Source organism: Mesorhizobium sp. DCY119 (assembly GCF_003590645.1).
GTDB lineage: Bacteria > Pseudomonadota > Alphaproteobacteria > Rhizobiales > Rhizobiaceae > Mesorhizobium_M.
In genome coordinates this window covers 3,462,493-3,475,959 of sequence record NZ_CP031834.1, presented here as the reverse complement: position 1 = coordinate 3,475,959, position 13,467 = coordinate 3,462,493, and the positions used below count along the sequence as shown (strand labels likewise).

12 protein-coding genes are annotated in these 13,467 nt (G+C 61.6%); 5 read left to right on the top strand and 7 right to left on the bottom strand.

The features are described 5' to 3' along the window. Positions 1-85 precede the first annotated feature (85 nt). The 3 genes from mltG to gmk all read left to right on the top strand — a co-directional run bounded on the left by mltG (position 86) and on the right by gmk (position 3,043). Positions 86-1,285: an endolytic transglycosylase MltG gene (mltG, locus tag DZG07_RS16905; protein WP_119818878.1), complete on the top strand. Its 1,200-nt coding sequence runs from the start codon at positions 86-88 to the stop codon at positions 1,283-1,285. A 216-nt stretch (positions 1,286-1,501) separates the two neighbouring features. Beyond that, a complete protein-coding gene (locus tag DZG07_RS16900; protein WP_119818875.1) occupies positions 1,502-2,392 on the top strand; it encodes a YicC/YloC family endoribonuclease in 891 nt (296 codons plus the stop codon). Between the two features lie 6 nt (positions 2,393-2,398). After that, on the top strand, positions 2,399-3,043 hold the full coding sequence (gene gmk, locus DZG07_RS16895; protein ID WP_119818873.1) for a guanylate kinase: 645 nt from the start codon (positions 2,399-2,401) through the stop codon (positions 3,041-3,043). Positions 3,044-3,058: 15 nt separating this feature from the next. Here gmk and DZG07_RS16890 read toward each other — a convergent pair whose 3' ends face one another. The 7 genes from DZG07_RS16890 to lptF form a co-directional block, all read right to left on the bottom strand. Further along, positions 3,059-3,385, bottom strand: a complete 327-nt coding sequence (locus tag DZG07_RS16890) for an ASCH domain-containing protein (RefSeq protein WP_245429502.1) — start codon at positions 3,383-3,385, stop codon at positions 3,059-3,061. Between the two features lie 17 nt (positions 3,386-3,402). Continuing rightward, positions 3,403-4,239, bottom strand: coding sequence for a 16S rRNA (adenine(1518)-N(6)/adenine(1519)-N(6))-dimethyltransferase RsmA (rsmA, locus tag DZG07_RS16885; protein WP_119818867.1), 837 nt, complete (start codon positions 4,237-4,239; stop codon positions 3,403-3,405). After that, the gene (gene pdxA / locus DZG07_RS16880; RefSeq protein ID WP_119818865.1) at positions 4,236-5,240 is read right to left on the bottom strand and encodes a 4-hydroxythreonine-4-phosphate dehydrogenase PdxA; all 1,005 of its coding nucleotides are present in this window, start codon (positions 5,238-5,240) and stop codon (positions 4,236-4,238) included. The genes rsmA and pdxA overlap by 4 nt, the downstream gene beginning before the upstream one ends. A 30-nt stretch (positions 5,241-5,270) precedes the next feature. Further along, a complete protein-coding gene (locus tag DZG07_RS16875; RefSeq protein WP_119818862.1) occupies positions 5,271-6,209 on the bottom strand; it encodes a peptidylprolyl isomerase in 939 nt (312 codons plus the stop codon). Positions 6,210-6,304: 95 nt separating this feature from the next. Further along, complete coding sequence (locus DZG07_RS16870) at positions 6,305-8,707, bottom strand: LPS-assembly protein LptD (protein ID WP_119818859.1); 2,403 nt, start codon at positions 8,705-8,707, stop codon at positions 6,305-6,307. Next, positions 8,708-9,796 (bottom strand): LPS export ABC transporter permease LptG, encoded by a 1,089-nt coding sequence (gene lptG, locus DZG07_RS16865; protein ID WP_175544281.1) that lies wholly within the window; start codon positions 9,794-9,796, stop codon positions 8,708-8,710. Continuing rightward, positions 9,793-10,989, bottom strand: coding sequence for an LPS export ABC transporter permease LptF (lptF, locus tag DZG07_RS16860; RefSeq protein WP_091912190.1), 1,197 nt, complete (start codon positions 10,987-10,989; stop codon positions 9,793-9,795). The genes lptG and lptF overlap by 4 nt, the downstream gene beginning before the upstream one ends. Positions 10,990-11,386: 397 nt before the next feature. Here lptF and DZG07_RS16855 point away from each other — a divergent pair, with 397 nt between their 5' ends. Beyond that, positions 11,387-12,880: a leucyl aminopeptidase gene (locus DZG07_RS16855; RefSeq protein ID WP_119818856.1), complete on the top strand. Its 1,494-nt coding sequence runs from the start codon at positions 11,387-11,389 to the stop codon at positions 12,878-12,880. 63 nt (positions 12,881-12,943) lie between these two features. After that, positions 12,944-13,438, top strand: a complete 495-nt coding sequence (locus tag DZG07_RS16850; RefSeq protein ID WP_119818853.1) for a hypothetical protein — start codon at positions 12,944-12,946, stop codon at positions 13,436-13,438. The last annotated feature ends 29 nt before the right edge of the window (positions 13,439-13,467 follow it).

Sequence of the window (13,467 nt, the reverse complement as noted above, 5' to 3'; positions counted from 1 at the left end):
CGAATTTTGACATATTCGTGCCTAGGGTCTGCCTTCGACCCTTTTCTCGGTGGGGATTCGTCTGATTGCAAAGTGTTGAGGCGCTATGAACACCAATCCTTCCGACGGCGAATTCGGCCGGCGTCCCGAGCCGCCTAAACCGATCGTTCCGAAGAGCGCCAGCGAAGCACTGCGCCCGGAACAGGGCACGCCGCCGCCGAAACGCACGCGCTCGCGCGCCTCGCGTAATCAGTTCGTTGTGTTCCTCAACTTCATGCTTTCGCTGGTGATTCTGGCGGTCATCGTGGCCGGCGGTGCGGTCTATTTCGGCAAGCGTGAATTCGAAGGCCCCGGCCCGACGACTACGGCGCAGACCTTTATGGTCAAGCCCGGCACTGGTGTCCAGGACATCGCCGACCAGCTCGAGCGTCGCGGTCTGATCAGCGATGCGCGCATCTTCCGCCTTGGTGTGCGCGCCTATGGCAACGACATGGCGCTGAAGACCGGCGAATACGAGATCAAGCCGGGCGCTTCCATGCATGAGGTTATGGAACTGCTCAAGAGCGGCAAGTCGGTGATGTATTCGCTGACGATTCCCGAGGGCCTGACCGTCGAACAGGCGTTCCAGCGCATCGCCGAACAGGACGCGCTGACCGGCGACATGCCGGCGACACTGCCGCCGGAAGGCAGCCTGGCCACGGACACGCAGCGTTTCATGCGGGGCGCGACGCGCCAGCAGATCATCGACAAAATGCTGGCCCACCAGAAGCAACTCGTCGAAGACATTTGGGACCGCCGCTCGCCTGATCTGCCGCTGGCCGATATCAACGAATTTGTCACGCTGGCTTCCATCGTGGAGAAGGAAACAGGCCGCAACGACGAGCGCTCGCGGGTTGCCGCGGTGTTCATAAACCGCCTGAACAAGAATATGCGGCTGCAGTCCGACCCGACCATTCTCTACGGTCTGTTCGGCGGCAAGGGCCGGCCTTCCGACCGGCCGATCTACCAGTCCGACATCCAGAAGCCGACGCCCTACAACACCTATGTCATCAACGGCCTGCCGCCGACGCCGATCGCCAATCCGGGCAAAGCTTCGCTTGAGGCGGTCGCCAACCCGTCGAAAACCGATGATCTCTACTTTGTCGCTGACGGCACCGGCGGGCACGTCTTTGCGAAATCGCTCAACGAGCACAACGAGAATGTGGCGCGGTGGCGCGCCGTACAGAAGAAGCAGGCCGAAGAAGCCGCCAAAGCTGGGGAAACGCAAGGAACGACAGAGGGCGCGCCGGCACCTGCGGCGCAATAGGAACCCGCTGTTTCTACACGATGATCAGTCTGTATCGGGCCGCTTGCCGGCCCGCCGCATTTGCAGAAGCGGATTTCCGCGACTTTGCCGTTAGAGGAATTCCAGGAAAAGCGTGAAACGGCTTTCCGTCCGGAATTACGTAAAAACAAATACTTAGAGCGGTTCAACGATTCTATCAAAAACTGAACCGCTCCAGGCACGGAGAGGGGGCGAGGGATGACATTGCAGAGCATGACGGGCTTTTCTCGCGCTTCGGCCGAGCATGATGGCACGGCGATTGCCTGGGAACTGAAATCGGTGAACGGCAAGAGCGTCGAGGCACGGTTCCGGCTGCCGCAGGGTTTCGAGAGGCTGGAGCCGCAGGCGCGCCAGGCCGTGCAGAAGCGCTTTTCGCGCGGCAATATGCAGGTGACGCTCACGATCACGCGCGCTGCCGGCATGCTGGTGTCTCCGGTCGTCAACGAAGTCCTTCTCAAGGATCTGGCGGGGCTGGCAAAGCGCCTGCAGGAGCAGTTCGGAGCCTCCCCGCCAACGGCGGACGGGCTGCTCGCCCTGCGCGGTGTGCTGGACATACCCGAGACGACGGAGACCGAGGAGACGCGGGCCAGCCTGGACGCAGCGGTGCTGAGCGCGCTCGACGCCGCCTTGACCGGGCTGGAACAGGCACGCCAGGCTGAAGGGAAGGCGCTGGGCGATCTTCTGCTTGGCCATATCGACACGATAGAGGCGTTGACGCTCAAGGCCGAGGCCGATCCGTCGCGCGAACCTGCCGTCATCCGCGCGCGGATCGCCGAGCAGATCGCGCTTCTGATGGATGCCGCCAGTAATCTCGACGAAGGCCGCCTGCATCAGGAAGCGGCGTTTCTGGCGACCAAGGCCGATATCCGCGAGGAGATCGACCGGCTCAAGACCCATGTGGCTTCGGGCAGGGCGCTGCTCTCGGGCGGTGGCTCTATCGGCCGCAAGCTCGACTTCCTGGCACAGGAATTTAACCGCGAATCGAATACCTTATGCTCGAAATCGAACGCTGCCGCTGTTACAGCCATCGGGCTGGAGCTCAAGGCCGTCGTCGACCAGTTTCGCGAGCAGGTTCAAAATCTGGAGTAATGGCCTATGGCCGCTGAGACCAATATTCGCCGCCGTGGCCTCATGCTGGTGCTGTCGTCCCCTTCCGGGGCCGGAAAGTCGACCATTGCGCGCAATCTGCTGGAGAAAGACCCGGCACTTAGCCTGTCGGTCAGCGTCACGACACGTCCGCGCCGCGGCAGCGAGATCGACGGCGTGCACTACCATTTCGTGACGCAGCGTGATTTCGAGCGCCTGCGCGATTCCGATGCGCTGCTCGAATGGGCCGAGGTGCACGGCAACTATTACGCCACGCCACGCGAGCCGGTCGAGGCGGCGATGGCGGAAGGCCGCGACATGCTTTTCGACATCGACTGGCAGGGCGCGCTTCAGCTCAAGGACAAGATGCGGGTCGACATCGTCTCGATCTTCATCCTGCCGCCGTCGATGGCGGAACTGAAGGCACGGCTGAAGCGCCGCGCCGAGGACGCCGACGCGGCGATCGAAAAGCGCCTGCAGAATGCACGCGAAGAGATCGAGCATTGGAAGGAATATGATTTCGTCGTCGTCAATCACGACCTGAACCAGGCTTACGCCGAGGTCAGAGCGATCGTTGCAGCCGAGCGCCTGCGCCGCGACCGCCGGCCCGGCCTGTTCGATTTCATCTCAGGCTTGCTGGACGAGAAATTGTAGTTTTCCCAGCCGAAGTCAGGCCGGGAAATCCGGACGCCTGGCTGTTTCGGCGGGCGTCAGGTGCTCGATGATCTGGACGATGTCCGTCCATTCTATTTCCGGATAGTGCTCGCGCATGCCTTCCAGCATGACATCCTTCGGCCATTCCGCCTCGCGCCCGACAAAGGCCGCCGCCTCGGATAGCGGCAGGTCGGTGCAGCGAGTGACCCAGACGATTGCTGTCTTCGCGGCGTCACCGTCGCAGACATAGCGCATGTAGCCCGGTTCGATCCGGGTTTCGCGCCAGCGGATTGTGCTGGTTTTCTGCCCGGTCTCGACAAGCGGGAAAAGTCGAGGGACCACGCCGAGGCTCTGCATTGTCAATCCTTGCGCGACACGGCATTCGCCAGCGCCACGAACTCGGCGATATCCAGCGTCTCCGCGCGGCGTGTGCCGTCGATCCCGGTTGCTTCGAGCAGGCGGGCGCCCTCGATGCCCTTGAGGCTCTGGCGCAGCATCTTGCGGCGCTGGCCGAAGGCAGCTTCCGTGACACGCCCCAGCACGCGTACGTCGGCAGGGAGCGGATTCTCGCGCGGGATGAGATGCACGACCGACGAGGTGACCTTCGGCGGTGGCTTGAAAGCCTGCGGCGGCACGTCGAAGGCGATCCTGGCCTGCGTGCGCCAGCCGGCCAAAATGCTGAGCCGGCCATAGGCATCGCTGTCGGGTGCCGCCACGATGCGCTGCGCCACCTCGCGCTGGAACATCAGCGTCATCGAGGAATAGAAGGGCGGCCATTGCGGCACCGTGAGCCAGCGAATGAGCAGTTCGGTGCCGATGTTGTAGGGCAGGTTGGCGACGATCTTGACCGGCTCGCCGCTGGCGAGTGCCGCAAAATCGGTTTTGAGCGCATCGCCTGAAACCACTTCCAGCCGGCCGGGATAATGCGCCGAAACCTCGGCCAATGCTGCAAGGCAGCGCTCGTCGCGCTCGATCGCTATGACGCGCTTTGCACCGTTCATCAAAAGCGCCCGGGTCAGTCCGCCGGGGCCGGGGCCGACCTCGATGACTGTCGTGGCGCTGAGATCGCCGGCAGTGCGGGCGATCTTGCCGGTGAGATTGAGGTCGAGCAGGAAATTCTGGCCGAGCGACTTCTTGGCCTGAAGCTCATGCCGATCGATGACATCGCGCAGCGGCGGCAGTCCATCGAGCGTCATTTGGCTTGGCTTTCATTGTCGGCGAGCAGCCGGGCGAGCGTCAGCGCGGCGATGAGGCTGTCGGGGCGGGCAATGCCCTTGCCGGCGATGTCGAAGGCCGTGCCGTGGTCGGGCGAAGTGCGGATGAAGGGCAGGCCGAGCGTGACGTTGACCGTCTCGTCGAAGGCCAGTGCCTTGGCGGGGATCAGCGCCTGATCGTGATACATGCAGATCGCCGCGTCATAGCCGGCGCGCGCGCGCGGGTGGAACATCGTATCAGCCGGCAGCGGCCCGAAAGCGTCGATGCCGGCGCGGCGCAGCGCCTCGACCGCCGGGCGGATGATCGCCTCGTCCTCGCCGCCCATGGCGCCGCCTTCGCCGGCATGCGGGTTGAGGCCGGAGATGGCGAGACGTGGCTTCGCGATGCCGAAGCGCGCGGCGAGATCATGCGCCGTGATGCGGGAGATTTCTTCGATTGCCGCCCGGGTAAGCGCGCCCGGCACATCGGCCAGCGGAATGTGGATCGTCACCGGCACGGCGCGCAGATCCGGCCCTGCAAGCATCATGACGGGGATGATCTCGCGGCCTTCCTTCAGGCCGGCGAGATGGGCGAGATATTCGGTGTGGCCGGGAAAGCGGAAGCCGGCATCGTAGAGCGGCTTCTTGGCAATGGGGCAGGTGACGACGGCAGCAGCCACGCCGGAATGGACATCGGCGACCGCGCGGTCGATGGCTTCGACGATGCCGGCCGCATTGGCGGCATCAGGTAGGCCCGGAGTATCCGTGAAGCGCGGCTGGAGCGGCACGACGGGCAGGGCGCGCGCGAAGACGGCTGCCGCGTCTGCCGGCGTCGTTTCCTGGATCGGGACGGTGATGCCGAGATGCCGCGTGCGGGCGGCCAGCAAAGCGGGATCGGTCAGGAGGTAGAAGGGCGCGACGCTGTGCAAGTTGCGCGCCTGCCACGCGGCAATGGCGATCTCGGGGCCTATGCCCGAAGGATCGCCCGCCGTGAGTGCCAGCAATGGGCCGTCATTGCGTGGCGGCACAATGGATCAGCGCTCGACGATGCGGGCATTCTTCCGCAATTCGGCGATGTACTTCTTGTCGAGCTCTCCAGCCTGGTCGTCCTTCGAGCCTTCGGACTGGAACACCATCTTGGCGACGCGATCGTCCGAGACTTCGCGCGAGCTGCAGACGCCGATGAATTCGACGCCGCGTTCCGTCTCACGGACGCCCGTCGCGCCACCCGTCTTCGTCTTCTTGATCTGGTCGGCCCATTCGGCCGGCAGTTCAGGCGCAAGCACGCGGCCGAGGTCGCGCACGGTCACGTCCAGCAGGCCCTTGGCGAACTGGCGGGTGCTGTCGCAGCCGCTGAAGCGGGCACGCATGGCTTCAGCCTCGCGCTTGCGCTTGCCGATATTGCCGCGCTCCTTTGCGGGCACCACGAAGATGACCTGCTGAAGCATGTATTCGGTGGCGGACGGCTTGTTGCCGCCCTGCTGAAGCATGCGCTGGACGACGTCCTGCTCGCTCATGCTGCCGCCCTGCGAGCGGAATCGCGCCGAAAGCGCCTGGTTCCAGCCCATCTGGGTGCCGATGAACTGCTTGAAATGCTCTGCCGTCACACCGGCCTGCTGAAGCACGCCGGTGAGCTGCGAGGGCTTCATCTTGTTGGAGCTAGCAAAGCGATTGAAAGCGTCTTCGATCTGCTGATCCGAGACCTTGATGCCGAGGCGCTTCATTTCCGCCGTGCGCAGCGTCTGGTCGATCATCTCGTCCGCAGCGAGCTTGTTGAGATTGCCCTTGCGGTGCTGCAGCTTCATGAATGCCGCGCGCCGCTGAATATCGTAGGTGGTGATCGGCACGTTATTGACGACGTATTTGATCTCGCTGGCCTGGGCCGGCTGAACGGCCATCGTCAAAGGTGCCGAGCCTAGCGCCACAAATAACGCCAATCCGGTGGAAAGAAGATACTTCCTGATCGAAGTCATGCCGTTCGATCTCCGTGCTCGATTTTCTTGCTGAATAGTCATGGTTTTGGATGCCCACCCTATGCGGCGAAACGATGACCTTTGAGCCGTAGCGCTTACTGCTGCCCGAATTGGCTTGTTGTCGAGCCAAAATCACCGAGGGTACGGAAGGAGATGTTGAAGCCGAAGGTCCGTTCGTCCTCCTGTACCTTCAACGGATCGCGTTTTTGGCTCATCGTCATCGCGTATGTGAAGCATTCGTCGTCATAGGCGAAACCGACTGCGTCGCGCGTTACGACACCCGATTCAAAATCATACGTTCCCGAACCGAAGGTGCGCCAGTTCTCGTGGAAGCGAACCGAGGCTCCAAGCGTGACTTCCCTGCGGTCGTTGGCGAAGCCATAGAGAGGCTGCGCCTGGATGAAGGCGTACTGGGCCGTCAGCGACAATGCGCTTGTGTTATAGCCGGCCTTGAGTTCGGCGCGTCGCACTTCCGCGGTCTGCTCGTCCAACCGTGCGCTCACCGACGACGACAAACCGAACGGCGTCGCGAAGCCGACGAGGCCGACGAAATCGGAGTCGGTCGTCTCGAGACCGGAATAGGCGCCGACATTGACCAGGTCCGGCGAGTCGAACGAGTTGCGCCCGGCAAGCTGGTAGGATTGGCCGAACAGGGCGTTCGTCGTCCAGCCATTGTTGAAGCTGCCGGAATAACGCATGCCGACATTGGCGCGCGTGCCACCCTCTATGCGGTCGTAACCCGAAAACTTGTCGCGTTCGAACAGCGTCGTCGCGTCGAAGACGAAGCTCTGCGCGTCCTCGTTGGGAATGCCGAGCGTATCGGCATAGGGCTCGTCGGGACGGGCAAAGACCTGCGCCATGGGCTCGAGAATATGCGAGCCGCTGCTGAACGAGAACAGAACCGGCCAACGCAGTTCGAGGCCGGCCGTGGCCATCGCGCGATAATAGGCGGAGCGGACATCGGCCTCTACACCGATGTTCGGGTTAGCTGCCATGGCCTCGATTGCGGCGGCGGAGGCCGACGTCTGGTTGACCGACGTGCCATCCATCTGGAACGCGAGCAGCGGGGTGACCACGAGGCCGCCATCCGTAACGAAGTTGCGCTTCCATTCGGCTTCCGCCGTCAGTCTGGTTGAATTGCCGTCGATGCCGCGAACGAACGGCGTGGCCAAGCGGGCATCAAGCTCCGAGCGGTAGATCGAGCGCGCATTGACGTCGAAATTCAACTCGCCGCCGAACACAGGTTCGTCGGGCGTGTAGGAGTAGTCCAGCGAGGGCAGGGCCCACGCTTCTTTCGCGTCTCGTGCTGAGCTGGACGTGTCGAGATAATCCTCCTGGATGTCGAATTTCATCGCCCGGAGATCGAAGTAGTTACGGCCGCTCAGACCGGTCAGGTAGATTTCGTTGCGGCGGACATACTGGTTGTAGCCGTCGATCGAATATGTGCGGGCAAAATTCTTGTCGGTCTGCGCAAGAATATCCCAGCCGAACGCCCAGCGCGGATTGATGTCGAAATGGCCATTCGTGCCGACCATGCCGCGGAACTTGTTCGGATCACCGTTGGGGCCTGAGTCGACGGTATACCTGCCGTTGTCCCTCAACGCATCCGGATCATTCTGGCGGATGCCGGCGATCTTCAGGCTGTACTGGCCGTTGTTGAAACGCTGGTTCCATTCGGCCTGGCCGAGAAAGCCCTGCTTGGTGTAGCCGGTTCCGGTGATCGTGAGATCGTAGGTCGGCGACAGCGCGAAATAATAGGGGATGGAAAGGCCAAAGCCGAGTTCGGACTTCTGGCTTATGCTCGGGATCAGGAAGCCGCTCTTGCGCTTAACCGTAGGGTCGGCGATCTCGAAAGCCGGCAGATAGGCAATGGGAAAGCCGAAGAACTCGAATTTCGACTTCTCGAAGCGGACGACCTTGGTCTTGCCGTTCCAGATGATCTTCTGCGCCTTGATGCGCCAGATCGGCGCTTTGTCGGGCTTTTCCTCGCAAGGTGCGCAAGCGGTATAGACGCCATTGTTGAAGGTCGTCAGCGTGCCTGATTTTCGCTCGCCGCTCTCAGCGGCGAAATAGGTCTTGTCGACGGTTTCGACGCGCAGGGCATTGATGAAACCGTCGGCGAAATCGTCGGTAACGTCGATCTCTTCGGAATACATCTTGGTGCCGTCGCTATTGACGACCTGGACATTGCCGCTGGCGACCAGGCGCGAGCTCTTGCGATCATAGGCGACGCGCTGCGCGACGAGCCGGTTGCCGCCGTAATCGATCTGCACGCCGCCGACGGCGGTCACCGTGTTGGCGTCATTGTCGTAGACCAGGGTGTCGGCTTCCATCAGCATCTGCGAGCCGGCTGGAATGTCTGGCTTGAGGCTCTGGACGTCCTGCGCGAAGGCTGGCGCGGCGGGCAGGGCATAGGCGAACAGACAGGCAAGCGCCGTCGCACCATAAAGGCGCGTCAACGTCACCGATTTGCGCGCTGAAATCACCGCGACCCCCACCTAACCATCCTCCCTGTATAGCAGGAAGGTCACCCCAAAAAACATTGCTACTATCACTGGAAGCCACGCTGCAACAAAAGGCGGAACGAATCCTGCGTTCCCAAACGCTTTGACCAGAACCGATACGACATAAAGCAGAAACCCGGCGACGACGCCACCCAGAATCATCGTTGAAGATTGCCCCATCCTTGCAAAACGCATGGAGACTGTGGCCGCGATGAGAGTCATCGCGACAAGAAGTAGCGGCATGGCCATAAGCGAATGGAATTGCATGGCAAAAGCGTTGGCCCTGAGGCCGAAGGATTGGGCCACCTTGATCTTGCCCGGAAGCTCATAAAACGGGATCGTTTCGGGCCTGGCGAGCCGTTCCTGAACGAACTCCGGCTTGAGATTCGTCGGCACACGATCGGTCTCCAGCGTTTCCAGGCGAATGCCTTCGCGGAAGCGCTTGACGTTCTGCAATTCCCAGTAGCCGTCGCGCAGGAAAGCGCGCTGGGCGTCCTTGCGCTCGACGATCTCGCCGTTCTTGTCGAGTTCGAAGAAAACGGCGTCCGAGAGTTCCAGTCCCTGGTTGAGAATCGCTCGCGCGCCGATGATCGTGTCGCTGTCACCGGTCTTCTGGTGGATCCACGGAGCGGCAAAGGCCGAAACCTCGTTTGAGGCGCCGGAACGCAGGTTGGTCTCGATGAATTCGGATCGCGACAGACCGTAAGCCGCGAAGGGGTTCAGGACGCCGACGGTGAGGATGCCGAACAGAAGCGCGCCGATGCATGCCGGCAGCAGGAACTGCCAGGCCGAAATGCCCGCCGCCCGCGCGATCACCAGCTCATACTTGCGATTGAGCGAAATCAGCGTCGCCATGGCGGCAAAGAGCGCCACGAAAGGCACGGTCTGCATCATGATCATCGGCACGCGGAGTGCCGAAACCGAAAGCGCGGTAAAGAACGTGAAATTGGGCAGGCCGGAAACGCGGCTGGAAAATTCCGTGAAGTCGATGAGGAAGACCAGCGCATAAATGCCGAGAAAAAACCACATGGTTATCACGGCATAGCGGCTGAAGAAGTAGCGTCCCAGCGTCCAGCCCATTATGCGGACCCTCCGGCCAAACGACCTTTAAGGCGGAGCCAGAAGATGGACATGCGGTCACCGGATTGCGATGCAAAGTCTGAAAGACGCTCGGCCCAGGTGATCGGAAGCTCCATCGTTCTGTTGCTTCTGATAAAGCCGATTGCCACGAGGGACGTTATGATCGGCACGGCGTAGACAAGCGGGCTGAACAGCGGATTGGACTGCGACTGCTGGGTCACGAAAAAGCCGAGCCAGCGAACGAAAAGCGCGATCGTCACCGCCGTCATCAGAGGATGGATGCGGCTTTCACGGTGCGAACGCGCGTCGCCTGCAACCGCCAGCGCGATCAGCGCGAAGACAAGCGCGTAGAAGGATTCGGTGAAGCGGCGATGGATCTCGGCGCGGAACTGCTGCGGGCTGTTCTGGTAGATCTTGTCATTGGGATTGGGGTTGAACAGATAGGGCAGCGTGCGGTCCTTGGGATACATCGTCACTTCACTTGCTGCCGCTGAAAATGCTGAAAGATCAAAGGCATAGGAGGTGAAGCGAATGACGGAGACGTCGCCCGCGGGCGTCTTCCGGTGAACCACGCCGTCGTTCATGACGAGCATGCTCTTGCCGTCCTGCTGAACGACCGCGCCCTTCTTGGCGTAGTAGACCAGATCGACATTCGGCTGGCGCGAATCGGCAACGAAGATGCCTCCTAGCCGCCCGTCGGGAAGCCTCTCGCCGACCTGCACGAACAGGCCGTCATCGACCTTGCGGAACGTGCCTTCCTGGATGACCAGGGACAGGAGGTCGGCGCGCGCCGCAGCCACCAGTTCACGGCCGCGCTCGCGGGCATAGGGGTCGATGCCGTTGTCGACGGCGAAGGCGAAGACGCTGGCAAGAGCAGCGAGGATGATGATCGGGCGCGTTATCGTCGAACGCGAACTTCCGGCAGCGCTGATCACCACCAGTTCGGAATCGCTGTTCATCGTGCTCAGGGTCTGCGCCACCGCGATGATGATCGCGAAAGGCACGACGATGGGGATAATCGACGGCAGGATAAGCGTTGCAATCTCGAAGAAGGTGAGGGCCGACTGGCCGCTGTCGGTGACGAGGTCGATACGGGCGAGAACCTGCGTCGTCCATACGATCGCCAATGTCCACAGCAGGGCTGCCATGAACATCTCGAACGTACGTCGCATTATGTATCGTTCAACGACCTTCATTCGCCGCCAAATTCCATTGTTGTGGTCTTCTCATAGCGGCATGTGCCGACGCCGACGCCCGAATACAAGCTATCCGCGGCATCGTGGCTGCACAACCGGTTCGATCTGGTTCCCGTCCCGTCTCGGTTTCCCGGCATGGTGGAGTCTCGTCTGGGAGTGGCTAAGAAACAGCCAAGAAAGCTGGTTAATCGGATGTTAACGGCGAATCGGTGGCGTTCTTTAGCAGGCAAAAAGGCGTTGATCGACGCCATACAGCCTTGTGCAGGCAATGTCGCAAAAAGTTGAACGGCGCCGGTTGCGCCTTGCTAAATGAGACAAAACCGCGAAATGTCGGGCCTTGGTATTCTGGAATATCGCCTATCCGACATCCGCACTCCTTACGAAAGCAGACCCCTTCATGACTTCCATGCCCATAATCAGCTTTGCCAAATTCGTCGCCCCAAAGAAGGGCAGTGCGATCGTACTTGCCGCCGACGGCGGCGCGATGAGCGATGCGGCCAGGGCCTGGGATCCGGGCAAGGCGTTCGATCGGGCCTTTCCGGTAGCCGATTTCTCCGGAAAATTCGGTGCAACCGTCGAGGTTCTGGCACCTGAGGGCTCGCCGCTCGACCGCGTGGTGGCGGTCGGCACGGGCAAGGCGGCTGACCTCACTGATTATTCATGGTTCAGGCTCGGCGGCACGATTGCCGCGCAATTGCGCAAGGCATCCGAGATCGCGGTGGTTGCCGACCTGCCCGAAACCGCTGTTGGCGGGGCGCAAGTGGCGAGCATTGCTGGCGGTATCCTGCTGAGATCCTATGGGTTCGACAAATACAAGACGAAGAAGGACGATGCCGAAGGCAAGCCCGCCGCCAAGCCGGCGAAGATCACCATCCATTGCGCCGATCCGGCAGCCGCAAAGAAGGCATTCGCCGACGCGCAGGCCGTCGTCGATGGCGTGATACTGGCGCGCGACCTCGTCAACGAGCCGGCCAATGTGCTGGGGCCGGTCGAATTCGCGGCTCATGCCAAGGAACTGGAAAAGCTCGGCGTGAAGGTCGAGGTGCTGACCGAGAAGGAAATGAAGAAGCTCGGCATGGGCGCGCTGCTCGGCGTGGCGCAAGGCTCCGTGCGCCCGCCGCGCCTGGTCGTGATGCAGTGGAACGGTGGCAAGGCCAAGGACAAGCCGGTCGCCTTTGTCGGCAAGGGCGTGGTGTTCGATTCGGGCGGCGTGTCGATCAAGCCGGCCGCCGGCATGGAAGACATGAAGGGCGACATGGGCGGCGCTGCCGCCGTCACCGGCCTGATGCGCACGCTGGCCGCACGCAAGGCCAAGGTGAACGCCGTCGGCATCATCGGTTGCGTCGAAAACATGGTCGACGGCAATGCGCAGCGCCCCGGCGACATCGTAACTTCCATGTCGGGCCAGACCATCGAGGTGCTGAACACCGACGCGGAAGGCCGCCTCGTGCTGGCCGATGCGCTCTGGTATTGCAACGACCGTTTCGAGCCGAAATTCATGGTCAATCTGGCGACCTTGACCGGCGCCATCATGGTCGCGCTCGGCCAGAGCCATGCCGGCCTGTTCTCCAACAATGACGAGCTTGCCGAGCGATTGACCACTGCGGGCCTGACGACGCAGGAAAAGCTGTGGCGCATGCCGCTAGGCGCCGAATACGACAAGCTGATCGATTCCAAGAACGCCGACATGAAGAACATCGGCGGCCGCTTCGGCGGCTCGATCACCGCTGCGCAGTTCCTCCAGCGCTTCGTCAAGGACACGCCCTGGGCGCATCTCGACATTGCCGGCACGGCGATGGGCTCGCCCTCCAACGAAATCAACCAGTCATGGGCCTCAGGCTACGGCGTGCGCCTGCTCGACCAGCTCGTGCGCGACGCTTACGAAGCGTAGGGACGTGATCGCGGCTGCCGCGCCGGGGTTGGCGCGGTAGCAAGTTCTTGTTGGAATTCGCAAATGCGCACAACGATTTTGTGGCTTGCCTTCGTCGCTTGCATCCCATGCGCCCATGCACAGGCAAATCCATCTGCCATAACGCTGGATCAGCTTTTCAATATCTGCGAGTCTCGATCGGTATCGGAGTCTGCTTCGAGAGGCGAGCAACTCGGCTGGCAACGCTTGAGTGAGGCGGAATTTGATGAATGGCGCAGTGCTTTCGTAAACTATAATGGCGGCTCGGTGGAAGTCATAGGCTGGCGCAGAGGGGAACCGGAGCGCAGTGACAGCCTTTCGTTCTGGGTTGCGGAAGGCCCGAACGGCCACAAGGCCTGCTACTATTCCGCATCCGATGCTGCCGGACTTCTGGAGGCGCTTTCGCAACGTATTGGCAAGCCGGACAGCCTCGACAAGAACGAAGTGGTGATCTCGGCACATTGGAAAACCGGATCGTCCGAAGTGTATTATTCACAGGCGGGGGCGGGAGCGCTCGTAAATATCTCGTCGCCCGATTGAAAGGTCGTGCACAGCTTGGACGTGCCTGC

Excerpts from the sequence above, each read along its gene's own strand:
- gmk (WP_119818873.1), top strand. The coding sequence starts at position 2,399 with ATGGCCGCTGAGACCAATATTCGCCGCCGTGGCCTCATGCTGGTGCTG.
- DZG07_RS16855 (WP_119818856.1), top strand. The coding sequence starts at position 11,387 with ATGACTTCCATGCCCATAATCAGCTTTGCCAAATTCGTCGCCCCAAAG.
- DZG07_RS16900 (WP_119818875.1), top strand. The coding sequence starts at position 1,502 with ATGACATTGCAGAGCATGACGGGCTTTTCTCGCGCTTCGGCCGAGCAT.
- DZG07_RS16850 (WP_119818853.1), top strand. The coding sequence starts at position 12,944 with ATGCGCACAACGATTTTGTGGCTTGCCTTCGTCGCTTGCATCCCATGC.
- rsmA (WP_119818867.1), bottom strand. The coding sequence starts at position 4,239 with ATGACGCTCGATGGACTGCCGCCGCTGCGCGATGTCATCGATCGGCAT.
- mltG (WP_119818878.1), top strand. The coding sequence starts at position 86 with ATGAACACCAATCCTTCCGACGGCGAATTCGGCCGGCGTCCCGAGCCG.
- lptF (WP_091912190.1), bottom strand. The coding sequence starts at position 10,989 with ATGAAGGTCGTTGAACGATACATAATGCGACGTACGTTCGAGATGTTC.
- DZG07_RS16875 (WP_119818862.1), bottom strand. The coding sequence starts at position 6,209 with ATGACTTCGATCAGGAAGTATCTTCTTTCCACCGGATTGGCGTTATTT.